This is a genomic window from Streptomyces krungchingensis, assembly GCF_054729265.1.
Genome location: NZ_JBPUKY010000001.1, coordinates 4019798 through 4046460, shown reverse-complemented (window position 1 = coordinate 4046460; position 26663 = coordinate 4019798). Strand labels below are relative to the sequence as shown.

The 26663-nt window shown below is 72.1% G+C and carries 20 protein-coding genes; 18 read left to right on the top strand and 2 right to left on the bottom strand.

The genetic code is table 11. The annotated features are described in order from the left end of the window. Positions 1 to 164 precede the first annotated feature (164 nt). Together ACSYGO_RS17930 and ACSYGO_RS17925 are read left to right on the top strand one after the other, a co-directional pair. On the top strand, positions 165 to 872 hold the full coding sequence (locus ACSYGO_RS17930) for a GAP family protein (RefSeq protein ID WP_460387045.1): 708 nt from the start codon (positions 165 to 167) through the stop codon (positions 870 to 872). A gap of 290 nt (positions 873 to 1162) precedes the next feature. Then, positions 1163 to 1741 (top strand): hypothetical protein, encoded by a 579-nt coding sequence (locus tag ACSYGO_RS17925; protein ID WP_460387044.1) that lies wholly within the window; start codon positions 1163 to 1165, stop codon positions 1739 to 1741. 76 nt (positions 1742 to 1817) lie between these two features. Here ACSYGO_RS17925 and ACSYGO_RS17920 read toward each other — a convergent pair whose 3' ends face one another. Beyond that, complete coding sequence (locus tag ACSYGO_RS17920; protein WP_426682328.1) at positions 1818 to 2513, bottom strand: DUF899 domain-containing protein; 696 nt, start codon at positions 2511 to 2513, stop codon at positions 1818 to 1820. A gap of 276 nt (positions 2514 to 2789) precedes the next feature. Here ACSYGO_RS17920 and ribB point away from each other — a divergent pair, with 276 nt between their 5' ends. The 7 genes from ribB (at position 2790) to ACSYGO_RS17885 (ending at position 12476) form a co-directional block, all read left to right on the top strand. Next, a complete protein-coding gene (gene ribB / locus ACSYGO_RS17915; RefSeq protein WP_432173371.1) occupies positions 2790 to 3440 on the top strand; it encodes a 3,4-dihydroxy-2-butanone-4-phosphate synthase in 651 nt (216 codons plus the stop codon). A gap of 5 nt (positions 3441 to 3445) precedes the next feature. Beyond that, positions 3446 to 4162 carry an HAD family hydrolase gene (locus tag ACSYGO_RS17910; RefSeq protein WP_426682326.1) on the top strand — a complete coding sequence of 239 codons (717 nt, stop codon included), beginning with the start codon at positions 3446 to 3448 and terminating at the stop codon, positions 4160 to 4162. Positions 4163 to 4438: 276 nt separating this feature from the next. Next, positions 4439 to 7075 (top strand): amino acid permease, encoded by a 2637-nt coding sequence (locus tag ACSYGO_RS17905; protein ID WP_460387043.1) that lies wholly within the window; start codon positions 4439 to 4441, stop codon positions 7073 to 7075. Positions 7076 to 7238: 163 nt separating this feature from the next. After that, positions 7239 to 7649, top strand: a complete 411-nt coding sequence (locus tag ACSYGO_RS17900; protein WP_426682324.1) for an STAS domain-containing protein — start codon at positions 7239 to 7241, stop codon at positions 7647 to 7649. Positions 7650 to 7752: 103 nt separating this feature from the next. Further along, complete coding sequence (locus tag ACSYGO_RS17895) at positions 7753 to 8517, top strand: SDR family oxidoreductase (protein WP_426682323.1); 765 nt, start codon at positions 7753 to 7755, stop codon at positions 8515 to 8517. Positions 8518 to 8676: 159 nt separating this feature from the next. Continuing rightward, positions 8677 to 9675, top strand: a complete 999-nt coding sequence (locus ACSYGO_RS17890; protein WP_460387042.1) for a polyphosphate kinase 2 family protein — start codon at positions 8677 to 8679, stop codon at positions 9673 to 9675. 65 nt (positions 9676 to 9740) lie between these two features. Next, positions 9741 to 12476, top strand: coding sequence for a cation-translocating P-type ATPase (locus ACSYGO_RS17885; RefSeq protein WP_460387041.1), 2736 nt, complete (start codon positions 9741 to 9743; stop codon positions 12474 to 12476). Between the two features lie 174 nt (positions 12477 to 12650). Here ACSYGO_RS17885 and ACSYGO_RS17880 read toward each other — a convergent pair whose 3' ends face one another. Next, complete coding sequence (locus ACSYGO_RS17880) at positions 12651 to 13235, bottom strand: TerD family protein (RefSeq protein WP_426682320.1); 585 nt, start codon at positions 13233 to 13235, stop codon at positions 12651 to 12653. A gap of 358 nt (positions 13236 to 13593) precedes the next feature. On the opposite strand from ACSYGO_RS17880, the gene ACSYGO_RS17875 reads away from it, so the two are divergent. The 9 genes from ACSYGO_RS17875 to ACSYGO_RS17835 all read left to right on the top strand — a co-directional run bounded on the left by ACSYGO_RS17875 (position 13594) and on the right by ACSYGO_RS17835 (position 26575). After that, positions 13594 to 14793, top strand: a complete 1200-nt coding sequence (locus ACSYGO_RS17875) for a hypothetical protein (protein WP_460387040.1) — start codon at positions 13594 to 13596, stop codon at positions 14791 to 14793. Between the two features lie 48 nt (positions 14794 to 14841). Then, positions 14842 to 15618: a TIGR03936 family radical SAM-associated protein gene (locus ACSYGO_RS17870; protein WP_460387039.1), complete on the top strand. Its 777-nt coding sequence runs from the start codon at positions 14842 to 14844 to the stop codon at positions 15616 to 15618. A 261-nt stretch (positions 15619 to 15879) separates the two neighbouring features. Continuing rightward, positions 15880 to 19983 (top strand): Rne/Rng family ribonuclease, encoded by a 4104-nt coding sequence (locus ACSYGO_RS17865; protein ID WP_460387038.1) that lies wholly within the window; start codon positions 15880 to 15882, stop codon positions 19981 to 19983. Between the two features lie 259 nt (positions 19984 to 20242). Then, positions 20243 to 20563, top strand: coding sequence for a 50S ribosomal protein L21 (gene rplU, locus ACSYGO_RS17860; protein ID WP_028802589.1), 321 nt, complete (start codon positions 20243 to 20245; stop codon positions 20561 to 20563). Positions 20564 to 20579: 16 nt separating this feature from the next. Continuing rightward, positions 20580 to 20834: a 50S ribosomal protein L27 gene (gene rpmA / locus ACSYGO_RS17855; protein WP_030362615.1), complete on the top strand. Its 255-nt coding sequence runs from the start codon at positions 20580 to 20582 to the stop codon at positions 20832 to 20834. A 141-nt stretch (positions 20835 to 20975) separates the two neighbouring features. Further along, positions 20976 to 22412 (top strand): GTPase ObgE, encoded by a 1437-nt coding sequence (gene obgE / locus ACSYGO_RS17850; protein WP_426682316.1) that lies wholly within the window; start codon positions 20976 to 20978, stop codon positions 22410 to 22412. A 240-nt stretch (positions 22413 to 22652) separates the two neighbouring features. After that, the gene (locus ACSYGO_RS17845; RefSeq protein WP_426682315.1) at positions 22653 to 23066 is read left to right on the top strand and encodes a hypothetical protein; all 414 of its coding nucleotides are present in this window, start codon (positions 22653 to 22655) and stop codon (positions 23064 to 23066) included. Positions 23067 to 23165: 99 nt separating this feature from the next. Continuing rightward, complete coding sequence (locus ACSYGO_RS17840; protein ID WP_426682314.1) at positions 23166 to 24713, top strand: FG-GAP-like repeat-containing protein; 1548 nt, start codon at positions 23166 to 23168, stop codon at positions 24711 to 24713. A 311-nt stretch (positions 24714 to 25024) separates the two neighbouring features. After that, positions 25025 to 26575 (top strand): alkaline phosphatase D family protein, encoded by a 1551-nt coding sequence (locus ACSYGO_RS17835; protein WP_426682313.1) that lies wholly within the window; start codon positions 25025 to 25027, stop codon positions 26573 to 26575. Positions 26576 to 26663 lie beyond the last annotated feature (88 nt).

Here is a 26663-nt window from a genome sequence, read left to right as displayed (position 1 = left end):
CTTGGGGAACCAGGGCCGCAATGCGGTCCGTCCCCCGCATGCCGCGTGCCCCTGCGGCCATGACCGTGGTCGGTGATCCTTTGTACGTGGCTGGAGCGACCCGGTCCGCGGAGTGCTCCCGCATCGGGGTGTTCGGGTGTCCGTCGCGCCGACGGTCGCGATCGGTGCAGTTCTTCGATGTGCCGGAGGCACGCATGGGAAACGTACTGGGCGATGTACTGGGCCTGGCGGCGGCTGTCGCCATCAGTCCGCTTCCGATCGTGGCCATCATCATCGTGCTGGCAACGCCCCATGGACGCGTGAACGGTTTGGTGTTCGCCACCGGCTGGGTGGTGGGGCTGTCGGCCCTGGGCGCGGTGATGCTGCTGATCGGCGGCAAGGGGAGTGCCGACAGCCACGGGCATCCCGCCGACTGGGTGGGGATCCTCAAGCTCGTGCTGGGAGTGGCGCTGGCCCTCTTCGCCGTGCGGCTGTGGCGTCGCCGCCCCACCGATGTCACGCGGGCGCAGTTGCCGCAGTGGATGGCCGCGATCGACGGCTTCACGCCGGTGAAGATCTTCCTCCTCGCCCTCCTGCTGTCGGCCGGAAACCTGAAGAACGCCCCGCTGACCATTGCCGCAGCGGCGTCGATCAGCGCGTCGGGGCTGCCGGTCGGACAGCAGATCGCCGCGATGGCGATCTTCGTCGTCATCGCTTCCCTCGGACTCCTGACCCCGCTCGGGGTGTTCCTGGTCATGGGGGACCGGGCGAAGCACATGCTGGGCAACTGGAAGGAATGGGCCGCGCGGCACAACATCGCCATCATGGCGGTCCTGTTCTTCGTGTTCGGGCTGAAACTGCTGGGGGACGGGATCGACGTGCTGACTTCCTGACCGCGGGTGTGCGGTGCCGCCCGGCCGGGATGTGGAGTGCTCCCGGGCCCCGGTGCGCGGGCCGCTGTGCGGACTTCGATGTGAGCGGCAACAACGCGCCGCCCGGCTGCGCCAAGGGCCCGCCCTACCGTCTGCGCTGAATGCGCGGAGACGCACGCGTCGGCCCCGCGCCGCGGGGGAGGGAACAGGCCCGGTGAGCCCGTCCGTCGTGGTGCGCCGTGTGCGTGTGCCGGGGGCGACGTGCCGGGGCGGTGGTTGCGTCCCGCGTGGGGGACGGCGACCGTGAACGGGTGATTCTCGTTCCGGGGTGGCTGTGGCAGCGCGGGGCGGTGAGCCGCGCCGTGGCCGTCGGCCTCGCCGCCGGCGTCTTCTTCGGGGCGTTCGTTCTCGTCGAGTCGGGGTCCTGGGCGGGCGCCGCGGTGGTCTTCGTGGTGCTGAGCCTGTTCTGCGGGATCCGCACGGCGCGCCGGATGGACCGGATCTGGCCCGCGGCGAAGGACATGCCGTACGCCGACCGCGTGGCCGTGGTGCGCGCCACCCGGCACGGCGAGGCCGTCGACGATCCCAGGCTGGCGCCCTCGGTCGTCGCCTACGCCGATGGCCTGCACCGGGCCGCCGAGGACGACCGCCTGCACCGCCCGCTCGTCCTGCTCGTCACCGCGCTCGCGGTCGCTCTCGCCGTGTACGACACCCTGACGGGCGAGACCGGCGAGACGGTCGTCTCGTGGCTGGTGGTCGTACTCCTGCTGGCCGACCTGATGTGGTGGCCCCGCAGACGGGAGCGCCTGCTGGCCCGTGCCGGTCGGGCGGAGGCGTCGGCCCTGCGCATGACGGACACGGACAGGGGCCGCGCGACGGGCGACTCCTGATCACGGGCGGCGGTCCGCCTGTCCGGTCGAGCCCCCTGCCCGATGGAGAGGGGGCCCGACCGGGTTCGTGATCCGTTCAGTCGCGGCCGGAGCCGGGACCGTAGACCGCGGCGATGTCCTTCGACGTCACCCACCGGCTGTAAGTGGGCGACTGGGGCCAGCCTTCGGGCGAGTCCTGCCATTCCTCCTGGCGTCCGTACGGCAGGAGGTCGATCAGCGGGAAGGTGTGGCTGAGCTGCTCGGTACCGCGTCCGTCGGTGTGCCAGGTGCGGTAGACGGTGTCGCCGTCGCGCAGGAACACGTTGACCGCGAATCCTCCCTCGGGCGGTGCGCCGACGTCGGCCCCGAACGAGCTGTTGGCGGTCGAGTACCAGGTCATCCGGTTGCCGACCCGCTGCTTGTAGGCGAGCGCCTCGTCGATCGGCCCCTGGGTGACGACGACGAAGCGCGCGTCGTAGTTGTCCAGGAATTCCAGGCGGGTGTACTGCGAGGTGAATCCGGTGCAGCCGGGGCACTGCCATTCCTGGCCCGCGGACCACATGTGGTTGTAGACGATCAGTTGCCGCCTGCCGTCGAAGACGTCCGCCAGCCGGACGGCGCCGTCCTCGCCTTCGAGGGTGTAGTCGGGCATCTCGACCATCGGCAGGCGGCGACGCTCGGCGGCGATGGCGTCGAGCTCCCGCGTCGCGGCCTTCTCGCGGGCACGCAGTTCTTCGAGCCGGCGCTCCCAGGTCGCGGTGTCGACGACAGGTGGTAGGGCGTGGGTGGTCATGGTCCCCTCACAGAGCTCGTGCGCGACTTTCGCTTGTGCAGGGGTGGACTCCGGCGGACTCCGGAACTCATCGGCCGCCGGCCCGGCAAAGCGGTGGTGTCCCGGAAACGGGCGCACTGGGGGGCGCGTGGCGTCCGGGGGCGTGCGCCGAGCGCGAACCGACTCCTGGGATCCGCCGTTTGAGCTTCTTTCCAGGTCGGAGGCCCTCTCAAGTTCACCGTCGTGATCACCGAATGATCTTGCAGGAGCGATGAAGTCGAGAAAGGGCTGGTTCCTGTGACGTTTGTTTCGGTGCCGCGGTCGGACGCGGGGCTGGACTCGGTGACGGTCGCCGTCGAGGAGTTGCGGGCCGGCCGGCCCGTGATCGTGGTGGACGACGTGGACCGCGAGAACGAGGGCGACCTCGTCATGGCGGCCCAGTTCGCGACCGCCGAGTCCCTGAGCTTCTTCGTGCGCTGGACCAGCGGTCTGATCTGCGCGCCGATGGCGCCGGAGGTCGCCGACCGGCTGGAACTGCCGCTCATGGTCCCGACCGCCTCGGCCGTCGACTCGACGGCCTACACCGTCTCCGTGGACGCGGTCGGTGTCGGCTCGGGCATCTCCGCCGCGGACCGGGCGCTGACCGCCCGTACGCTCGCCGACCCCCACTGCCGTCCCGACGGGCTGATCCGTCCCGGGCACGTTCTTCCGCTGCGCGCCCGCTCCGGGGGGATCGCGGAGCGGCGCGGGCACACCGAGGCCACCGTCGACCTGCTGCGCCTGGCGGGGCTGTCCCCGGTCGGTGTGATCAGCGAGGTCTGCGAGGACGACGGCTCCGTCGCCCGCTTCGACCGGCTGCGGGCGTTCGCGGACCTGCACGGGCTGGCGCTGGTCTCGATCGAGCAGGTGTCGCAGGCGCTGCGGCGCCCGGACCCCGCGGCGGTGTGACGTCGGTGCGGCGAGCAGCGACGATCTTCGATCTGGACGACACGCTGGTCGACAGCGGCGCGGCGTGGGGACGGGTGTGCGCCGCCTTCGCCGCCCGGCACGGGCACCGCTGGCGAGCCGAGGACGACGCCGCGCTGCACGGCAACGGCGGCTGGGCGTCGTACGTCGCGGGGTTGTGCGGCGGCGCGGCGGGCGTCGCGGAGGTGGTGGAGACCTGCACGGCCGCGATGGCCGTCGAGTGCGCGGCGGGCCGGGTTCCGGCGCTGCCCGGAGCGCTGGACCTCGTGCGTGAGGCCGGTCGCCACGGGCCGGTCGCCGTGGCCACGGCCAGCCCGCGCCGCTACGTCGTGGCGATCCTGGCGGAGCTGGGCCTGGCGGCGCGGTTGCGGGCCGTCGTGTGCGGCGAGGACGTGACCTCCGGCAAACCCGCTCCCGACGCCTACCTGCGCGCTGCCGCGGGCATCGGCGTCCCGCCCGCGGACTGTGTCGCGGTGGAGGACTCCGCGAACGGCATCCGGTCGGCGTTCGCCGCCGGCATGCGCGTCCTCGCCGTCCCCCGCGCGGGATCCACCTTGTCGGCCGATGTGGCCCGGCTGCCCACGGCGCAGGCCCGCAGCGCGGCCGACGCGCTTCCCCTGCTCACCCGGATGCTGGACCTCCGTCCCGAGCCGCGGGCCGCCGAGCCCTCGGGCCCGCGGCTGGTCCGCGAGGGCGCGCCATGACGCGCCGCACGACCGGCGGAGGAGGCCACGGAACGCGGAGCCCACGGCAGGGGGCGACACAAAGGCGACAAAGCGACGGCAGGGGGGCGATGCAAGCCGCACCGCAGGGGGCGACGCCGGCCTCACGACACGGGGCGACGCAAGCCCCACGGCGGGTTTCTCCGCCAGGCCGTGTGACCTGCTGAGCCCCTTCCCGGTCCGGAGGGTTCCGCGGCGTTTGGGCCCTGCGGACGCCCCGCTGTTGCGGAGGGCCGTGGCCCGGCGTTGGAATCAAGTGTGAGGCACTTCGGCGGAGCCGAGTCCCCCGCCCGCCCCGCACCCGGGACGGGGGCCGGCCAAAAAGGGCTCAAGAACGACGCCCTCGGCATGTTCTCCTCGGTGGTCATCGGGCTGGCTTCCACCGCTCCCGCCTACAGCCTCGCCGCGACGCTCGGCCTCATCGTGGCGGCGGTCGGCCTCCAGGCCCCGATCGTCACCATGCTGGCGTTCGTCCCGATGCTGCTGATCGCGTACGCCTTCCGGGAGCTCAACGCGAGCAACGCGGACTGCGGCACCACCTTCACCTGGGCGACCCGCGCCTTCGGCCCCCGCACCGGCTGGATGGGCGGCTGGGGCATCATCGTCGCCAACGTCATCGTCATGGCGAGCCTCGCCGAGATCGCCGGGATCTACAGCTTCCGGCTGGTGGGCCTGGACGGGCTGGCGGAGGACCGGCTGTGGACCACGGTCGCGGGCATCGTCTGGATCGCCGTGATGACCGCGGTCTGCTACATCGGCATCGAGTTCTCTGCCGCCATCCAGCGCTGGCTGCTGTGCCTCGAAGTGGGGATGCTGGTCGTCTTCGCCGTCGCCGCGCTGGTCAGGGCCTACACCGACGCCCCGCCGACGGCGATCCACGTCTCCGCCTCCTGGTTCAACCCCTTCGAGGTGTCGTCGGTGAAGGGCCTCACGTCGGGCCTGTTGGCGGGCGTCTTCATCTACTGGGGCTGGGACACCGCGGTCTCGATCAACGAAGAGACCGTCGACAGCACCCGGATCCCCGGACGCGCGGCGGTCATGTCGACCGTACTGCTGCTGATCATGTACGCGCTGGTGACGACCTCCGCGCAGGCCTACGCCGGGATCGGTACCTCGGGCATCGGGCTGGGCAACTCAGGGAACTCGGACGACGTGTTCTCCGGACTCGGCGAGGCCGTCTTCGGGAACGAGGACGCGGGACTCGTCCTGACGGCCCTGCTGGTCCTGATGGTGCTGACCTCGGCACTGGCCTCCACCCAGACCACCATCCTGCCGCTGGCCAGGACCGTCTTCTCCATGGCGGTCCACAAGGCCCTCCCCTCGCGGCTCGCCCGGGTCCACCGCCGGTTCCTCACCCCGACCTGGTCGACCGTCGGCATGGGCGCGGTCTCCATCGCCCTGCTCGTGCTGCTGACCTCCTTCAGCGGGAACGTACTGGCCGACTCGATCGACTCGGTCGGCCTCGCGATCACGTTCCACTACGGGCTGACCGGGTTCGCCTGCCTCTGGTACTACCGCAAGATCCTCACCCGCAGCACCAAGGACTTCGTCTTCAAGGGCGTACTGCCGGGGCTGGGCGGGCTGTTGATGCTCTGTCTGTTCGTCTACGCCACCATCGTCTACGCGGCCCCCGACTACGGCGCGACCAGCGTCGACCTGCCCCTGATCGGGCCGACCGGCGGGGTCACCGTCGTGGGCCTGGGCGCCCTGCTGCTCGGCTTCCTGCTGATGCCGGTGGTCACCCGCGGCCATGGGGTGACCCTCAGACTCCAGCGCAGTCTGCTGCCGCGCCGCCTGCCGCAGCACACCGCCCTCGACTCGGCGAGCCGCTACCTGCCCGCCGACAGCGGAAGCGGCGTGGGCGGCGACTGGTACGACGTCATTCCCCTGTCGGGAACCCGGATCGGCCTGGTCGTGGGGGACGTGCTCGGCCACGGCCTGCGCGCCGCGGCCACCATGGGGCGGCTGCGCACCGGGGTGCGCGTCCTGGCCCGGCTGGACCTGAGCCCGGACGAACTGCTGTCCCGCCTGGACGACCTGGTCGAGCAGACCGAACACGAGCGGCGCCTGACCGGCCACGGCCGGGGTCATCTGAGGATGCCGGCCGACGCCGCCCTCGGCGTGACGTGCCTGTACGCGGTGTACGACCCCGTCACGGGGAAGTGCAGCCTGGCACGGGCCGGGGAGTCGGTGCTGGCGGTCGTCGAACCGCACAAGGGCGTCGTGCACTATCCGGAGCTGCCTCCCGGACCACAGCTGGGATTCGGGGGCCCGCCCTACCAGAGCAAGGAGCTGGACCTGCCGGCGGGCAGTCTCGTCGCCCTCTTCACGGGTGGCCTCCTCCAGGCGGCCGACAGCCGTGAAGAGGGGCTCGCACAGCTGTCCCAGGCCCTCGCCGACGACACCGCGTCCCTGGACGAGCTGTGCGACCGGGCGGTGACCGCACTGCTGCCGGGGCCGGTGGACGAGGACGCGACACTGCTCCTGGCCCGTACGCGCCTGCTCGACCGGAACCAGTTCACCCAGTGGGAGCTGCCCCCGGACCCGGCGGCGGTCGCCACCATCCGCACCGCTGCCAGCAAACAGCTCCGCGACTGGGGCCTGGACGACCTGACGTTCACCACCGAGCTCATCGTCAGCGAACTGGTCACCAACGCCATCCGCTACGTCGGCGGCCCGATCCAGGTTTGCTTGATCCGCGACCGGACCCTGATCTGCGAGGTCTCCGACACCGGCCACACCACCCCCAACCTGCGGCATGCCGCGAGCGACGACGAGGGCGGCCGGGGCCTGTTCATCATCGCGCAGATGACCCGCCACTGGGGCACGCGCTACACGCCCACCGGCAAGACGATCTGGACCGAGCAGGACCTGCCACCGGCGGACGAGGGGTAGCCCCCGCCACACGTGATCGGCGTTCCCGACTTGCGATCAGCGTCCGCGCGGCTTGGAGTGGAGTCAGCCCTGTCTGCACGCGGCCGGAGGCATATGCGTGTGCCTGTGCCGGGTGCCGCGCCGGGGACCCTGTGCCGTCCGGAGGACGAGAAGAGGGATGGCCATGCGAACGAGCATCATCCGCAGCGAGCGCCTGGCCATCAGTTACGACGTGGTCAACGGCTGGACCGTGCTCGAGGTCGACGGCGAGATCGACGTCCACACCTCGCCCGGCATCCGGCAGGCAGTGGTGGAACTGCTCGGTGAGGGCCACCGTCACTTCGTCCTGGACCTGTGCTTCGTGCCGTTCCTGGACTCCGTCGGGCTGGGGACGGTCGTGGCCAGCACGAAGCGCATCCGGGAGCAGGAGGGTTCGCTCCGGATCGCCTGCCCCTCCGGCCGGTTGCTCAAGGTCTTCGAGATCAGCGGCCTCCACGACGCCTACGACTTCTACGTCTCGCCGGAGGAGGCGACGGTCGACGCCCCGTCGGCCGACGGGCTGGCGCACTGGCCGCACGGCGAGGCCGGGGCGTGAGCCGTCCGCCGGGAGCGGCGGCGCGGTCGCGGCGCTCGGACGTCCGGCGATCAAGGGAGGGCGCCACCACCGTGCGAGCCGTGACCGGCACCTGGAGATGCGCATGACGGGCGCCACGGCCGGTGGTCCCGGCACCGACGGCCGGCCCGGTCTCGACGGCCGGACCGTCGTCGTGATCGGCGGCAGCTCGGGCATCGGACTGGAGACCGCGCGCCAGGTCCGCGCGGACGGCGGGCAGGTGGTCCTGGTGGGCCGCGACCCCGAACGGCTGCGGCGGGCCGCCGATGAGCTGGACGCCGTGAGCACGGCGGCGTTCGACGCCGCCGACAGCGATCGGGTAGCGCGGTTCTTCCACGACCTGCCCGGCCCGGTCGACCATGTGATGGTCACCGCGGGCAGCCCTTCGTACGCACCGCTGGCGGAGCTGGACCTCGACGTGGCCCGCCGTGAGTTCGGCGACCGCCTCGCCCTCACGCTCGGGATCGCCCTGCACAGCCGTGACAAGGTCAGAGCCGGAGGCACGCTCGTGTTCATCGGCGGCACCGGCGGCCGGCGTCCCGGCGTCGGCCTTGCCGTCGTCTCCGCGATGACCGCGGCGCTGCCCGCCCTCGTCGCCAACCTGGCGCTCGAACTCGCGCCGGTCCGGGTGAACCTCATCGCGGCCGGATTCGTCGACACCCCCCTGTCCGCCTCGCTCCTGGGCGATCAGCTGGAGGCCCGGCGTGAAGACCTGCGCGCCAGGCTCCCCATCGGACGCGTCGTCGGTCCGGCCGACGTCGCCGCCCTGGCCGTGCACATCATGTGCAACGACGCGCTCACCGGGGCCACGTACGACATCGACGGAGGCCAGCAGCTCCTGCCGCACTGACGGGACCGCAGTGGTCCGGGCCTCCTCGCAGGGCACGGCGGGGCGTGAATCACCCACGGAGGGTGAGGCCCCGGCGCCCGGGCCGGGCGGAAGCTGCTGGTGCACGACGAGCGGGCGCCCGAGGGCGCCGCGGGCCGGGCGACGAGAGGGCGTGCGGTGATGGCCGAGGACAGAGCCGAACGCATTGCGGAGTTCATCAGGCCACTGAGGGTCGAGCCCGGTACGAAGGTGCATCTGGCGAGGGACTTCGACCCCGGGTACAAGGCGGGCATCCGGAAGAAGAAGGACGGCGTCGAACTGCTCCGCGAAGGCGTCGAGTTGCTCGCCGACTACCAGCGGCGGCTGGCCGCCCAGGACACGTACGGAGTGCTCATGTGCCTCCAGGCGCTGGACGCCGGCGGCAAGGACGGAACGATCCGCCATGTGATGAGCGGCATCAACCCCCAGGGCGTGCGGGTGGCCGGGTTCAAAGTGCCCTCGGCCGAGGAACTGGACCACGACTTCCTCTGGCGCTACACCCGCGAACTGCCCCGGCGCGGCGAGATCGGCATCTTCAACCGGTCCCACTACGAAGAGGTCCTGGTGGTGCGGGTGCACCCCGAGAACCTCGACCGGCAGAAGCTGCCGGAGGCGGCGCGCGGTCCTGACGTGTGGGAGCGGCGCTACCGCGAGATCAACGACTGGGAACGCTACCTGTGCGACAACGGCTTCAAGGTCGTGAAGGTGTTCCTGAACCTGTCGAAGGAGCAGCAGCGCCTCCGCTTCCTCAAACGCATCGACGTGCCCGAGCGGAACTGGAAGTTCTCCTCGGCGGACGTCCGGGAGCGCGCCCGGTGGGACGACTACCAGCGGGCGTTCTCGCAGATGCTGTCCGCCACGAGTACGGAATGGGCGCCCTGGTACGTCGTGCCCGCCGACCACAAGTGGTTCGCACGCGTCTGCGCCGCGGCCGTACTGGCACACACCCTGATCGACATCGACCCCCAGTACCCGCACGTCAGCGCCCGGACACGCCGGGAGCTGGCCGAGGTGAAACGTGAGCTGGAACGGCAGGCCCCACAGGGCGAGCCCCGCGATCCGTACGCCGCCGAGGCCGCGAAGCGGGCCGGCAGGGCCAAGGGCGGCGGCAAGCGGAAGCGCGGGGGCGGCAAGGGCTGAGGGGGCGGGAGCACCGAAGGGGCGGACAGCACTCGGGCCGAGCGGGCCGGATCGGAGGCACGGGGATGACCGCGCAGACAGAAGCTCCGCACGAGCCGACGGGCGACGGCCGGACCTGGTACACGAGTGCGCCGGAGGAGGTCGCCGCCGCCTTCGACGTCGACCCGGCCGTGGGGCTCCCCTCGGCGCGGGCGGCGGAGGTCCTCCGGGCAAGCGGTCCGAACGCCCTGCCGGAGGAGAAGCCGCTCCCGGGCTGGCGCCGCTACCTCGCGCAGTACCGCAGCTACATGCAACTGGTGCTGGTGGCCGCCGCCGTGGTGTCCCTGGTGATCAAGGAGTGGAGCACAGGGGTGCTGCTGCTCGTCCTGACGGTGCTCAACGCGGTCGTCGGGATGCGCCAGGAGGGCAAGGCGGAGAGCGCCATGAACGCGCTCAAGTCGATGATGAAGGCGACCGCCCGGGTGCGCAGGGACGGAACGGAGTCCGAGATCCCGGCGGAGGAGGTCGTCGTCGGCGACGTGGTGCTCGTCACCGCGGGGGACGAGGTGCCCGCCGACGGCCGGATCGTCGCGGCCAACGCGCTGCAGATCGACGAGTCGGCGCTGACGGGGGAGAGCGTGCCCGCCGCCAAGGACACCGGGCGGCTGGCCGGGAAGGACCTGGGACCCGGCGACCGGACGAACATGGCGTTCATGAACACCCCGGTCACGCACGGCAGCGGAACGATGATCGTCACGGCCACGGGAGCCGACACCGAGCTCGGCCGGATCTCCGGAATGCTGTCGGCGACGCACCGCGAGGCCTCGCCGCTCACCCGCGAGCTGGACCGCCTCACCCTGTGGATCACGGGCGCCGCCGGACTCACCATGATCGTGATGTTCGTCCTGGGCCGCAGCCGCGGCACCGCCTGGGACGTGCTGTTCGTGAGCGCCGTGTCGCTGGCGATCGCCGCCATCCCGGAGGCCCTGCCCACGGTCACCCAGACCATCCTGTCGATCGGTGCGGTCGACCTCGCGCGGCGCGAGGCCATCGTCAAGGACCTGCCGTCGGTGGAGTCGCTGGGCTTCACCTCGGCCATCAACTCCGACAAGACCGGCACGCTCACGATGAACCAGATGACCGTCGTGGAGCTGATCGATCCGGGCGACCGCTACACCGTCTCGGGCACCGGGTACGGCCTGGAGGGCAGGATCCATCACGCCGTCGGCAGCTCACCCGACCTCGGGGACGCGATCCTGCCGTACCTCGTCGCCAACGACGCCCGCCTCGTCGACGGCCAGGTGGTCGGCGACCCCACCGAGGGCGCGCTGCTGGTCCTCGGTCACAAGGCGGGGGTGGACGTGGAGGCCACCCGGAAGCGGCTGCCCCGGCTGGCCACGCTGCCGTTCGACCCGTCGTACAAGCTGATGGCGACCTTCAACTCGGCCACGGACACCGACGGCCGCCCGGTCGTGCGGTGCTTCGTGAAGGGAGCGGCGCCCGCGGTGATGGAACGGTCGGCCACCGCCCTGGCGCAGGGCGCGGCCGTGCCGTGGGACGAAGAGGCGCAGCGCAAGGCACAGACGCACATCGAACGCATGGGGGGCGAGGGGCTGCGGGTGATGGCCGCCGCGCGGCGCGACCTCGATCCCGCCGCGTTCGACCCCGCCGGCGATCTGCTCGGTCACGTCACGGACCTCCAGATGACGAGTCTGGTCGGCATGGTCGACCCGCCGCGGGACGAGGCGCGGGCGGCGGTGGCCGACGCGCAGGCCGCGCACATCCGGGTCCGGATGGTGACGGGCGACGACGTCGTCACGGGCGCCGCCATCGCCCGGCAACTGGGGATCGAGGGGGAGGCCGTGCTCGGCGCGGACTTCGCCGCCCTGGACGAGAGCGAGCGGCTCGCCCGGATCGAGGACATCGGCGTGGTCGGCCGGGTGGCCCCCGAGCACAAGGTGCTGCTCGCCGACACGCTGAAGAAGAAGGGCCATGTGGTGGCCATGACCGGCGACGGGGTGAACGACGCGCCGGCCATCAAGGCGGCCGACGTGGGGATCTCCATGGGATCCGGCACCGAGGTCGCCAAGAACGCCGGGCGCATGGTGCTGGCCGACGACAACTTCGCCACGATCGTGTTCGCCGTCGAGCAGGGCCGCAAGATCTACGACAACCTCACGAAGTACATCCGCTTCGTGCTGGTCCTGCTCGTCGTGTTCGTGCTGACGTTCCTCGGCGCGACCCTGTTCAACATCGCCGCCGGTGAGCCCTTCACCCCGGCGCAGGTGCTGTGGATCCACTTCTTCGTCAACGCCGCCTTCGGCTTCGCGCTCGGCTTCGACCAGCAGAGTCCCGGACTGATGGCGCGACGGCCGCGTCCGCGGGGCGAGCCCGTGCTGACCCGGAGCGTGATGATCACGGTCGGCCTCTCCGGACTGGCGATCACCATCGGACTGCTCGCCCTGATCAAGCTCGGCGAGTCGCACTTCGACAGCGTCGCCGTCGGCCAGTCGATGGCGTTCACGACCTTCGCGCTCTGTCTGATCGTGGCCGCGCTGGAGTGCCGCAGCGAGACGGAGACGGTCCTGACCACGGCCAGCTTCGACAGCAAGCAGATGAACCGGGCGATGCTCGTGGAGTTCGTCCTCGCCGTGCTGGTCACACAGATGGACGCCTTCCGGCGGCTGCTGGGGACGACCGAGCTCGACCTGGAGCAGTTCGCGTGGACGCTGGTGCCGCCGCTCGTGCTGCTGGCCCTGTGGGAGCTCGGCAAGCTCATCGCGCGGCGCGTCGTCGGGGGAACTAGCGCGGGACGGGCGTGACGGCGGTCGTGTGACGTGCGTGACGCCGGCCGTGGGGCGGGGCGTGCCGACCACGGAGTGCAGCGGGTGCCGGGGGCGCAGGGTGCCGGGTACGGGCCGAGGGGAGAGGTCCGGGATCGGCCCCCGGGCCCGGTTCACGTGTCGTCGTGGGAGCCGGGCCGAGGGGACCGCGTCCTACTTGCTGATGGCGAAGCGCATCAGGGCGTGCTCGTCGCCCTGCTTGATCTTGCCCGTCACATTGATCACTTCCAGCTTCCAGCTCGCGCCGGCCCGCACGGCCTTGGCGACGGCGCAGCCGTTGTCCTGCGTGAGCAGGCTCGGCCAGATGTCGGCGACCTGCTGGGTGCTGCCGCCGGACGCGTCGTACACCTTGAAGCTGATGTTGCGGGCCTTCTGGAAGGAACTGCCCTTCTTGAACGCCGCCGCGACGAACACGATCGACGTGATCTGGGGCGGGATGCGCGAGAACTCGACGGTCACCGTCTCGTCGTCGCCCTCCCCGCGCCCGGTCTGGTTGTCGCCGCTGTGCACCAGTGAGCCGTTGCCCATGGGGTCCAGCGAGTCGAGGCCGGCCAGACGCACGGGGTCGGACCCCTGCATGGCGACGGCTATCAGGTCGAGGTCGGTGCCGGTCTTGCGACGGAGTATGCCGACCACCCCGCCGCTGGCGCCGGCGGTGGGGTCCCAGGACACCCCGATGGACAGATGGGTGACTCCGTCCAGGTCCGCAGGGCCGTCTTCCTTCGTGAGCGTAATCATGAATGGATCATCCTCTTGATGGCGGGACTGCGACACGCAAAGTGTGCCTGGAACTTCCGGCGATCCACACAACTGGCCCGCGGGTTCCCGTTTCGCCCCCTTTGCGATGCCGGGTCTGTGTCAACCGCCGCCCGGAGGGGGCGACATGGCGGTCATGTCGAGGGCGAGGGCCAGTCGCTCCCGGTGCCCACCGGACGTGCGCCGGGCCCGCCACACGGGCCCGGCAGGGCAGTTGACGCCTCCTCATGTCCCTTGCCTGTGTGCTCCCCGGGAGCGGAGCGGTGATCCGCGCGGGACGTCGCGGCACCGGATTGCCGGGGACCGCATCCATCCGGGCACCTGACGCGTCTACGCGGGTATGGAATGGGAAAAGACGCCTGCTGAGCGGCCCCCTGCACAGGACCGAGGGCCGCAGCCCGAGGGGTGCCTCGCCGTCGCCATCCGCATTCCCGTACGGATCGTGGTGCTCGTCCTGGTCGTACCGGTGCGGATGGTGTGGGACGCGCTCGTCGTCGCCGGAAGGTTTCTGCGGGACACCGTGCTGCGCCCGCTGGGGCGGGCGCTCGCCCGGGCCGCGTGGGCCGTGTTCGTCTGGCCGTGGGTGACGCTGTGGCGATACGCCCTCGTGCCGTTCGGCAGGGCGCTGGCCTGGCTCGGCCACGTGCTGCTCGTGGTGCCCGCGGTGTGGCTGTACCGCACCGTGCTGACACCGATCGGGCACGCGATCGCCTGGGTGGCCCGGGGCGTGGGCGCGGCCGTCGCCTGGGTGGCCCGCGGCGTGGGCGCGATCGTCGCCTGGATCCTCGGCGGCATCGCGGCGGCGCTCGGCTGGGTGTACGCGCGGTTGCTGACCCCGGTCGGGCGGGCGATCGCCTGGCTGGTCAGGGGTGTCGGTCTGATCCTCGCCGCCGTGGGCCTCGGGCTGTACACCGCCGGCGCCTGGCTGGTCCGGTACCTCGTCGTGGTCCCGGCCCTGTGGCTGTACGCGTGGGTCCTCACCCCCGTCGGCAAGGGGATCGCCTGGCTGGCGGGCGGTCTCGTGTGGCTCGTACGGATGATCTTCATCGGCGTCGGTGCCGCGTTCTACTGGACGGGCCGTGTCCTCCTGGTGCTGCCCGCGCTCGCGCTGTGGCGATGGGTGCTCGTGCCGGTCGGACGGGTGCTCGCCGTCATCGGCAGGGAGATCGGCGAGGCCCTCGGTCACGCCTGGCGCGTCGCCGGACACATCTCGCTCGCCGTCGGCCGGTTCCTCGCGAAAGTCCTGCGGTGGACCTTCGTGGAGCCGGTGCGCTGGGCGTACCGGACCCTGCTGACGCCCGTCGGGCACGCCGTGCGGGACCTGGTGCTGCGGCCCGCGGCCGAGGCCGCACGCAGCGTCGGACGGACCACCCGGCAGGCCCTGAACGCCGCCCGGGACGCCGCCCGGCAGGCCCGCGCCGACTTCCGGCGGATGCTCTTCGGCCCGCCCCACGAGCCGCAGCCCGTGGCCCGCCGGGAACCGACGGCCGGTGAGACACGTACTCTAGGTAGCAGTACGACCGCTCTCACGAAGGACTGAACGACACTGGGCAAGCGACAGCCCGAAGGCCCGCCGCCCGCACCCGCGGTGCAGCGCATCCGACTGCGCTACACCAAGCGCGGCCGCCTCCGGTTCACCAGCCACCGTGACTTCCAGCGCGCCTTCGAGCGTGCGCTGCGCCGAGCCGAGGTGCCCATGGCGTACTCGGCCGGGTTCACGCCGCATCCGAAGGTGTCGTACGCCAATGCCGCACCCACCGGCACCGGCAGTGAAGCGGAGTATCTGGAGATCGCGCTCACCGAGGCGCGCGACCCGGAAACCCTGCGCGTACTCCTCGACGAGTCGATGCCCGACGGGCTCGACATCATCGACGCCGTCGAGGCCCGCACCTCGGGCCTCGCCGACCGGCTCACCGCCTCCGTGTGGGAGCTGCGCCTCGACGGCGTGGTTCCTCAGGAGGCCGAGCGCGCCGTCGGCGCCTTCCGCGCGGCCGGGACCGTCGAGGTCCAGCGCAGGACGAAGAACGGCATGCGGACCTTCGACGCCCGCGCCGCCGTCGCGAGCCTGGAGACGCACACCCCCCAGGCTGATAGGCCGACCGACCAGCCCTGTGCGATACTGCGGCTGGTTGTTCGGCACGTGACGCCTGCCGTTCGACCCGACGACGTCCTGTCCGGTCTCCGCGCCGTGGCCGACCTGGCGCCGCCGGTCCCCGCAGCGGTGACCAGGCTGGCGCAGGGGCTGTTCGATGAAGAGACCGGCACGGTGACCGACCCGCTCGCGCCCGACCGCGAGGCAGTCACGGCCGCCCCAGCCGATCGCTCCGGGGCCGCCTCATCTGCCGCCGCGAAGGCGCCGGCGTAAGGAAGGTCCCGCGTAAGGACGGACGTCGTAGCGCCGCCCTCGAATCCGGGAGCCACCTGGGTCGGGCAGCGCACCGACCAGAAGACTTTCGCCAGGCCGTACGCACACATGGCGTACGGAACCGGCGAGACAGGACACAGAGAGCTCCCGTGCGGCGCCCGCGCCCCGGACGGCGGCACCGCGCATCGCGCGAGCCGCGGACGTCACCGGCATCGCCGGACCAGGCGCGGCGCCCGGGAGCCTGACGGGAGATCCACCCGCATGCTTGAGCCGACCGAACCCGCTGAGCCCTCCACGGGCTCCGAGAACAACGACACCCCCAGCGACACCCTGCCGCCGCGGCGCCGCCGCCGCGCGGCGTCGCGCCCCGCGGGCCCGCCGGCCGCCGCCTCCGAGGCCGCGGCCGAGACCACCGCTCCGGCCATACCGGCCGTCGCCTCGGCCGACGAACTCGCGGAGGAAGAGACCGCCGAGGCCGTCGAGACCGAGCAGGCCGTCGCCGAGGAGACCCCGGCCGCCGCCGAGGCGGCCGAGCCCGAGACCCCTTCCGCCGAGGACGCGGCTCCGCGCCGCACGCGTCGCCGCGCCACCCGCCGGGCCTCCGCGCCCGCCGGTGCGCCCGCGTCGGTGGAGACGGCCGAGGCCGCCGAGACCGTGGTGACCGCCGCCGAAGCGGTGACCGCTGAGCCCGAGCCGGTGGCCGAGGCCCCGGCTCCCACGGCGGAGGAAGCCGCGCCCGCCGGGCGTACGCGCCGTCGTGCGACCCGCCGCGCCTCCGCACCCACCGGTGCGCCCAAGGAGACCGAGGCCGTCGTGATCGACGAGGCCGAGGAGATGCCCGAGGCCGAGGAGAAGCCCGAGGCCGAGGAGACGCCCGAGGCCGTGGAGCCCGCCGCGGCGCAGGTGACCGCCCCGGCCGAGCCCGTCGCCGAGACCGAGGAGGCCGCGCCCCGCCGCACCACGCGCCGGCGCGCCACCCGCCGGGTCTCCGCGCCCGCCGCCACGCCCGAGGGCGAGGCCGTCGAGGAGCGCGCCGAGACGCCCGAGCCCGTCGCCGAGACCGCGCCCGCCGAGACCGCGCCCGCCGAGACCGTGCCGGCCGCGGCCGCCGAGGTGACCGACGGCGAGGCCGCGCCCGCCGAGGACGGCGGACCGCGCCGCACCCGCCGCCGCGCCACCCGCAAGGCCGCCGGTGGCTTCTCCGCGCCCGCGGCGAAGGACAAGGAGACCGACGAGACCGGTCGGCGCCCGGCACGTCCGGCCGTCGCCGTGTTCCAGGCGCCCGTGTTCACCGAGCCGATGTTCCAGACCCCGGAGCGGGCCGCGGCCGCGGCTGCCGCCGAGGCCGCGGAGGCGGCCGAGGAAGCCGCCGAGGAGGTTGCCGAGGAGGTTGCCGGGACCGAGGTCGCCGAAGCCGCCGAGGAGAGCACCGGCGGACGCCGGCGCCGCCGTCGCCGGGCCGTCGAGGACGAGCCGGTGACCGTGTCGGCCGCCGTCGACGAGGCCGAGGAGGAGCCCGAGGAGGGCGCCGAGTCCGCCGAGGACGCCGTCGAGGGTGACGAGGGCGAGGAGGAGTCCGCAGGCTCCCGTCGCCGCCGTCGTCGTGGTGGCCGCCGCCGTCGTCGTGGCGAGTCCGCCGAGGCGGACGGCGAGTCCGCGGACGACGAGTTCGCCGCCGAGCAGGCCGCGCAGGACGCCGAGGACACCGCCGAGCAGGTCGAGGAGGACGCCGAGGAGGCGGACGAGCGCGAGGAGGCGGCCGGTTCCGGCTCCAGCAGCAGCCGTCGCCGTCGTCGTCGCCGTCGTCGCGCCGGTGACTCCGGCGGCGAGGCCGAGCCCGGCGAGAACGACCCCGAGCGCACCGTCGTCAAGGTCCGCGAGCCCCGCAAGAAGGACGAGCACCCGGTCGACGAGGTGCAGTCCATCAAGGGCTCGACCCGCCTGGAGGCGAAGAAGCAGCGCCGCCGCGAGGGCCGCGAGCAGGGCCGCCGCCGCGTCCCGATCATCACCGAGGCCGAGTTCCTGGCCCGCCGCGAGGCCGTCGAGCGCGTGATGGTCGTCCGTCAGAGCGGCGAGCGCACCCAGATCGGCGTCCTCGAGGACAACGTGCTCGTCGAGCACTACGTCAACAAGGAGCAGTCGACCTCGTACGTCGGCAACGTCTACCTCGGCAAGGTGCAGAACGTCCTGCCGTCGATGGAGGCCGCCTTCATCGACATCGGCAAGGGCCGCAACGCCGTCCTGTACGCGGGCGAGGTGAACTTCGAGGCGCTCGGCCTGGCCAACGGGCCGCGCCGCATCGAGACCGCGCTGAAGTCCGGCCAGTCCGTCCTCGTGCAGGTCACGAAGGACCCGATCGGCCACAAGGGCGCCCGCCTCACCAGCCAGGTCTCGCTGCCCGGCCGCTACCTGGTCTACGTGCCCGAGGGCTCGATGACCGGTATCAGCCGCAAGCTGCCCGACACCGAGCGCGCCCGGCTGAAGACCATCCTCAAGAAGATCGTCCCCGAGGACGCGGGCGTCATCGTGCGCACCGCCGCCGAGGGAGCGAGCGAGGACGAGCTGCGCCGTGACGTCGAACGGCTCCAGGCGCAGTGGGAGGACATCCAGAAGAAGGCGAAGAGCGGCAACGCCCCGACGCTGCTCTACGGCGAGCCGGACATGACCGTCCGCGTCGTCCGCGACATCTTCAACGAGGACTTCTCGAAGGTCATCGTCAGCGGCGACGAGGCGTGGGAGACCATCCACGGCTACGTCTCGCACGTGGCGCCCGACCTGAGCGACCGGCTGTCGAAGTGGACCTCCGAGGTCGACGTCTTCGCCACGTACCGGATCGACGAGCAGCTGATGAAGGCGCTGGACCGCAAGGTCTGGCTGCCGAGCGGCGGTTCGCTGGTGATCGACAAGACCGAGGCGATGGTCGTGGTCGACGTCAACACCGGCAAGTTCACCGGTCAGGGCGGCAACCTCGAAGAGACCGTGACCAGGAACAACCTGGAGGCGGCCGAGGAGATCGTGCGCCAGCTGCGGCTGCGCGACCTGGGCGGCATCGTCGTCATCGACTTCATCGACATGGTCCTGGAGTCCAACCGCGACCTGGTGCTGCGGCGCCTGCTGGAGTGCCTGGGCCGCGACCGCACCAAGCACCAGGTGGCCGAGGTCACCTCGCTGGGTCTGGTGCAGATGACGCGCAAGCGTGTCGGCCAGGGTCTGCTGGAGTCCTTCTCCGAGACCTGCGTCCACTGCAACGGCCGCGGTGTCATCGTGCACATGGAGCAGCCGGCCTCCGCCGGTGGCGGCGGCAAGCGCAAGAAGCGCGGCCGCGGCGGTGCCGAGCAGCCCCACGAGCACGAGCACGAGGCCGTGGCGGCGGAGACCACCGAGGCGGCCGAGACCGTCGAGGCGGAGACCGAGGCCGAGGTGGCCGCCGAGGCCGCCGCGCCCGCCGCGCTGCCCGCACCCGAGTTCGCCCCGGACGAGGAGCTGTACAGCAGCGCCGCCGAGGCCGAGGCCGCCGCGGGCCGGGGCCGTTCGCGCCGCCGGGCCACCCGGCGGGCGTCCGCTCCGGCGGGTGCGCCGCGGGCGGAGGGGCGTCCCTCGAAGCGCGCGGAGCGTGCCGAGCGGGCCGCCAGGTCGCGTGAGGCCGCCGAGTCCGAGCCGGTCGCCGTCGAGGACCCGGTCGTCGAGGCGCCGCAGGAACTCGTCGCCGAGGCCGCCGAGGTCCCTGCGGTCGTCGAGGCTCCGGTGGTCGCCGAAGCCGCCGTCGTGGAGTCCGTCCAGGACGAGGCCGCGCCCAAGGGCCGTACGCGGCGTCGTGCCACCCGCAAGGTGTCGGCCCCGGCCGGTTCGCCGAAGGCCTCCGAGGAGGCCGTGGTGACGGTCACGGAGCCGGTCGCGGCGCCCGTGGCCGAGCCGGAGACGGCTGCCGAGCCGCAGCCCGAGCCCGTGGCGGAGACCGCCGCCGAGGCGCCCGCGGAGAGCGCCGCCCCGGCGCGTCCGCGTCGCCGCGCCGTCCGCAAGGCCACCGCGCCCACCGCGTCCCAGGAGGCGGCCGTCATGGTCGTCCCGTCGGCCGCGGCCCCCGCGGAGGAGACGGCCGCCGCCGAGGCAGTGGTCGCCGAGACCGAGGCCGACGAGGCCGAGGCTCCGGCCGCCGCGAAGAAGGCGGCGGCGCGCAAGACGGCCAAGAAGGCGACGGCGAAGAAGGCCGCCACCAAGAAGACGGTGGCCAAGAAGACGGCCGCCAAGAAGGCCACGGCCAAGAAGGCGACCGCCAAGAAGGCCGCCACCAAGGCCGCGTCGAAGAAGACGGCGGCGGCGGAGCAGACCCTGTCCGCCGTCACCGCCTCCACCGACGAGGGCTGAGTCCCCGTCCGGCGTCCCGGACCGGCACATCCGCCGGGCCGGGACGCCGAGTGACGGGCGGCACACCCGCGGGGCCCGGCCTGGTTTGACCCTTTCGGCCGTGGCCCCGTAACCTTGACCGTCGGCGTGTCACAGACGCGCCGCATCCCCGTAAACCTCTTCCTCCCGGAATCACGCGCGTCATGCGCTCCGGGAGAGGCCGCTCGCTCCGCGCGCGGCTGGACTGCGGGGTTCCGTTCCGAGCGAGAGAGAGATCCGCGTGTACGCCATCGTGCGCAGCGGTGGTCGCCAGCACAAGGTTGCTGTCGGCGACATCGTTGAGGTTGACAAGATTTCCACTGCCAAGGTTGGCGACACGGTCGAGCTCTCGACCCTGCTCGTTGTCGACGGCGACGCTGTGACCAGTGACCCGTGGGTGCTGGCCGGCATCAAGGTCCAGGCCGAGGTCGTGGACCACCACAAGGGCGCGAAGATCGACATCCTTCGCTACAAGAACAAGACCGGCTACCGCCGTCGTCAGGGCCACCGCCAGCAGTACACGGCGATCAAGGTCACTGAGATCCCCGCGGCTGCGAAGTAAGGGTAGGGACTGAGACATGGCACACAAGAAGGGCGCATCGTCCACTCGGAACGGTCGCGACTCCAACGCTCAGCGGCTCGGTGTGAAGCGCTTCGGCGGTCAGACCGTGAACGCCGGTGAGATCCTGGTCCGCCAGCGTGGCACCCACTTCCACCCCGGCACCGGTGTCGGCCGTGGCAAGGACGACACGCTGTTCGCGCTGGACGCCGGTGCGGTCGAGTTCGGCACCCACCGTGGCCGCAAGGTCGTGAACATCGTTCCGGTCGCCTGAACCAGCCCCACCAGGGCTCAGGCTCCGTAGAACAGAGTTCTTCGCGAGGCGGACCTCACTTCCCGCAGGGGAAGCGGGTCCGCCTTTCGCGTGTTGACGAAGAGACATTCCGTACGTAACCGAAGTGCTGGAGGCACCACCATGACCACCTTCGTGGACCGCGTCGAGCTGCATGTCGCCGCGGGTAACGGAGGCCACGGCTGTGCCTCCGTACACCGGGAGAAGTTCAAGCCGCTCGGCGGCCCCGACGGGGGCAACGGCGGGCGGGGCGGCGACGTGACCCTGGTCGTCGACCAGTCCGTGACCACGCTGCTCGACTACCACCACAAGCCGCACCGCAACGCCACCAACGGCAAGCCCGGCGAGGGCGGCAACCGCTCCGGCAAGGACGGCCAGGACCTGGTCCTGCCCGTGCCGGACGGCACGGTCGTCCTCGACAAGGCGGGCAACGTGCTCGCCGACCTGGTCGGGCACGGCACGGCCTACGTCGCCGCGCAGGGCGGCCGGGGCGGCCTCGGCAACGCGGCGCTGGCCTCGGCCCGCCGCAAGGCGCCCGGCTTCGCGCTGCTCGGCGAGCCCGGCGACCTCCAGGACATCGTGCTGGAGCTGAAGACCGTCGCCGACGTGGCCCTGGTCGGCTACCCGAGCGCCGGCAAGTCGTCGCTCATCTCGGTCCTGTCGGCCGCCAAGCCGAAGATCGCCGACTACCCGTTCACGACCCTCGTCCCCAACCTCGGCGTGGTCACGGCGGGCGAGACGGTGTACACGATCGCGGACGTCCCCGGTCTGATCCCGGGCGCGAGCCAGGGCAAGGGCCTCGGCCTGGAATTCCTGCGTCACGTGGAGCGGTGCAGCGTGCTGGTGCACGTCCTGGACACCGCCACCCTCGAATCCGACCGCGACCCGGTCTCCGACCTCGACGTCATCGAGGAGGAGCTCAAGCAGTACGGCGGTCTCGGCAACCGTCCGCGCATCGTCGTCCTCAACAAGATCGACGTGCCCGACGGCAAGGACCTGGCCGACATGGTGCGCCCCGACCTGGAGGCCCGCGGCTACCGCGTCTTCGAGGTGTCCGCCGTCGCGCACATGGGACTCAAGGAGCTCTCCTTCGCCCTCGCCGACCTGGTCGGACGGGCCCGGGCGGCCAAGCCGCGCGAGGAGGCGACCCGCATCGTCATCCGCCCGAAGGCGGTCGACGACGCCGGCTTCACCGTGACCCAGGAGGAGGACGGCCTCTTCCGCGTCCGCGGCGAGAAGCCCGAACGCTGGGTCCGCCAGACCGACTTCAACAACGACGAGGCCGTCGGCTACCTCGCCGACCGCCTCAACCGCCTCGGTGTCGAGGAGGAGTTGATGAAGGCGGGCGCCCGCTCGGGCGACGGCGTCGCCATCGGTCCCGAGGAGAACGCGGTCGTCTTCGACTGGGAGCCGACCGTCATGGCCGGTGCGGAGATGCTCGGCCGCCGCGGTGAGGACCACCGCTTCGACGCCCCGCGTCCCGCGGCCCAGCGCCGCCGCGACAAGCAGGCGGAGCGGGACGAGTCGCAGCAGGAGTACGACGACTTCGAGCCGTTCTAGGGCTCGTTGCAGCACCACCACGGCATGCGCCCGGGGCACCATGACGGTGCCCCGGGCGCTGTCATGAGCGCTCGGTACGCGGTGGTGCCGTCGCGGGCTCCCGGATGAACGCTGTGGAAAGTCGTGGCGCACGACAGGGCAACCGTGCGGGACGGCGGGGAGTCGTACTGGGCACGCATGGGGATCTTGAGGCTGTGGACCCCCGTGCGTCCAACTGCCGTCCAGTCGCCCGGAGTCCACATGTCCGAGCCCGTCCTGCCGAGACCGGGAACGCGTCGAGCGGCCGTCGTCGCGACGGCCGCGAGCGGCACCCTCCCGCGCGCCGTCCACGCCGGGCCCGCCACCGGCGTCGCCGGGACCACGCCCGCCAAGGGTGAGCGGCCCGAGGGCCTCGCCCCGCCCACCACGCCGACGGACGGGCGGGGCCGTCGTGCCGAGGCGGGGGAGAGCCTCGCGCCCGGGGAGGCGAGCGGCGACGGCCGCGCGAGCCACGCCGTCGGCGCGCGCCGCGAGGGCGGGGACGCCCGTCCGGCGTGGGCGCTCCGCTCCACCGTCTCCGGGGCCGCCGCCGCGCAGCCCGTCTCTTTCGGCGGCTCCGGCACGCTCGGCTCGGACCAGTCATTCGCCCTCCTCCGGGGCGAGTTCGCCCGCTGAGGCCCGGACTTCCCCTCCATCCCCGGGACGTGCCGGAGCTGACGGGCGACGCCGCGACGACTCCGGCCACCACCGACCCCCTCTACGTCAGGAACGCTCATGTCCCCGCACACGCACCGCCGTTCCTTCCTCTCCCGTCGCAGACGCGTCGTCCTCGGCGCGGGCGTCGCGGTCGTGGCCGGCGCCCTCGTGGTGCCCACCGTCAACGCGGCTACCACACCGGCGACTTCGGCGACCCCCAGCGTCAAGCGCCTGCACGACGACTACAACGGCGACGGCTATCCGGACCTGGCGATCGGCGCGCCCGGCACGACAGCCGACGGGCACGCCAAGGCCGGCGCGATCAGCGTGGTGTACGGGGCGGCAGGCGGCCTGTCGACGTCGCGCAAGCAGATCCTGACCTGGCCGGCCCGCTGGAACTCGGTCAACACGCTGACCAGTTACGGGACGCAGCTCCAGAGCGCCGATCTCGACGAGGACGGTTACGCCGATCTGCTGTCGTCCGTGGCGATGAAGCACTTCGACGGGTATTCCGGGAAGGTCGTGGTCGTCAACTGGGGCGGTCCCAAGGGTCTTTCGGCCGAGCCGACGATGCTGACCGGCATGCCGGACGCGATGCACATGCGGGGCTTCACCGTGGCGGACGTCGACGGCGACAAGCACCCCGATCTCGTGCGGCTGGGCGTCGACGCCACGTCGACCGACCCGCAGGGGCAGCACGGCGCCGAGTCGGTCACCGCGGACGGCGCCGTGCGGCACGGCCCGTTCACCCGGGACCGGCTGGGCACCAGGACCACGTACTTCGACATCACCCCCGGTGAGTTCGAGATCGCCGACATCGTCACGTCCGGCGACGTGAACGGCGACGGCATCGCCGACATCGCCGTGAGCACCCATTCGACCGAGGAATCCGATTCACGCGGCGTCGCCCTGCTGACCGGCGGCGCGGACGGCTTCACCAGTAAGGGCCTGCTCAAGGACGCCACGGGACGCCTCATCGGCGGCGAGGACCTGGCGATCGGTGACCTGAACAAGGACGGATACGGCGACATCGTCGTCGGCCACTCCTTCGACAACTACGACAGCGACGTCGAACTCCCCACCCAGGGCGGTGCGCTGGGCGTCGTCTACGGCGGCCCGGGCGGCCTGTCCACCACCCGCAAGCCGGTGTGGATCAACCAGGACACCGCGGGCGTGCCCGGCGCGGGCGAGCACGGCGACGGCATGGGCACCGGACTGTCGATCGGCGACACCGACGGCGACGGCTACCTCGACGTGGCGACCGGCCTCCCGAACGAGGACCTCGGCAGCCTCACCGACGCGGGCAGCGCGCTCGTCCTGCGCGGCGGCGCCAAGGGGCTCACCGGCACCGGGGCGAAGGTGTTCACGCAGGACACCGCAGGAGTGCCCGGGACCGCGGAGAAGCAGGACCGCTTCGGCGCCGAGACCGCCCTGCTCGACGCCAACGGCGACAAGAAGGACGGCCTGATCGTCGGGGACGCGGACGAGAACGCCGGCAACGGCTCCGTCTGGATCCTCTCCGCCACGGCGAGCGGCATCACCGCGAGCGGCGCGTCGTCCTTCGGCGGCACCACGCTCGGGCTGCCCGCGACGGGTTCCCGTTTCGGCCAGTTCCTGAACGACTGAACCACCGGGACCGGCCTCGCGACCACCGGGACCGGCCTCGCGACCCGCGGGCCGGTCCCGTGACACGGGGGTGACCCGCCCCGTCCGTGCGCTTCCGGCCACCTGAACACCCCCATGGGGAATGTCCGCTGACGTTCCGTCCGACCCGTTGTGGCAAGATCACGTTCTTCGTGCTGTTCCTGTGCCGCAACGGGTCTTCCGTTGTCTGCCCATTTGTCATGCACGCGAAGGTCTCCGTTCAGCGGGCGGACCGTCCTCCCGTGGGAGCTTCCGAGTGTCACAAGAGCCCAGCGAGGCAAGGGAGTTCGTCGATGACCGGAGAAGTGTCGCCCGACCGCCGCCGCTTTCTGACCGCCGGTGCCGCCGTGCTCGGTGCCGCGGCGTCCGCACAGCTGTGGCTGCCGACCACCGCGCGGGCGGCCGAAACCCCCCTTCCCGAAGGCGTGTTCAGCCTCGGCGTGGCCTCCGGTGACCCGCTGCCCGACGGCATCGTGCTGTGGACGCGGCTCGCTCCCGACCCGCTGAACGGCGGCGGCATGCCCGACACCGTCGTGCCGGTGGAGTGGGAGATCGCCGAGGACGACCGGTTCAGGAAGAGCGTGCGCCGGGGCGTCGCCCAGGCCAGGCCCGAGTACGGGCACAGCGTTCACGTCGATGTCCGCGGACTGCGCCCGGACCGTGCGTACTGGTACCGGTTCCGCGCCTCCGGACGGCTCTCGCCCGTCGGACGGACCCGCACCGCGCCCCACCCGCACAGCAGGGGCGGCTCCCTGCGCGTCGCCCTCGCCTCCTGCCAGAACTGGCAGAACGGCTACTTCACGCCGTACGCCGACATGCTCGCCCAGGACCCCGACGTCGTGCTCTTCGTCGGCGACTACATCTACGAGTCCAAGCCGTCGGCGACGGCGGTGCGCAAGCACGAGGGCAGCGACGAGCCGTACACCCTCGTCCAGTACCGCAATCGCTACGCCCAGTACCGCAGCGATCCGCACCTCGCGGCGATGCACGCGGGCGCCCCCTGGGTCGTCACCTTCGACGACCACGAGGTCGACAACGACTACGCCGGCCAGATCCCGCAGGACCCCGACAAGCAGTCGCCCGACGCGTTCGTCGCCCGGCTGACCGCCGCCTACCAGGCGTACTACGAGCACATGCCGGTCCGGGCCGCCGCGATCCCGGACGGGCCGCACATCCAGATGTACCGGCGGCTCGACTTCGGGCGTCTCGCCCGCCTCAACGTCCTGGACACCCGGCAGTTCCGGAGCAATCAGGCGACCAGCCAGGCCGGTGCCGAGGACCCCTCGCTCACCATGCTCGGGGCCGAGCAGAAGGAGTGGCTGCTCGACGGCCTGCACCACTCGCCGACCCGCTGGAACCTGATCGCCTCGCAGATCATGATGGCCGAGACCGACCTCCAGGTCGGCGAGGGCAAACTCTGGTACTACGACGCGTGGGACGGCTACCAGGCCGAACGCAACGCCCTCATGGGGGAGTTCGCGAGCGTCCGCAACCCCGTGGTGCTCACCGGCGACCGGCACTTGACGATGGTCAGCGACCTCAAGGAGGACTTCGCCGACCCGGACTCCGGCGTCGTGGGCGCCGAGTTCGTCGGGACCTCCATCTCCAGCGGCGGCGACCAGGACCAGGCGGCATTCCACAAGGAGTGGGACCCGCGCATGGCGGACAACCCGCACTGGAAGTTCATCGACGCCCACCGCGGCTACCACCTCTTCGACATCCGCCGCGACGGCATCGACGCCCAGGTGCGCGTCCCCGAGACGGTGCTCAGCCCGGAGGCGGCCTCCAGCACGCTGGCCCGGCTGCGCGTCGAGGACGGGAAGCCGGGCGTACGGCTCGTGTGACCGCTCCGCGGACCGCGGTGCCCTGGGACTCACCCGAGTCCCAGGGCATTCTCAGCCTGCCTTCAGGAAGGCTCCTTAACGTCCTCTC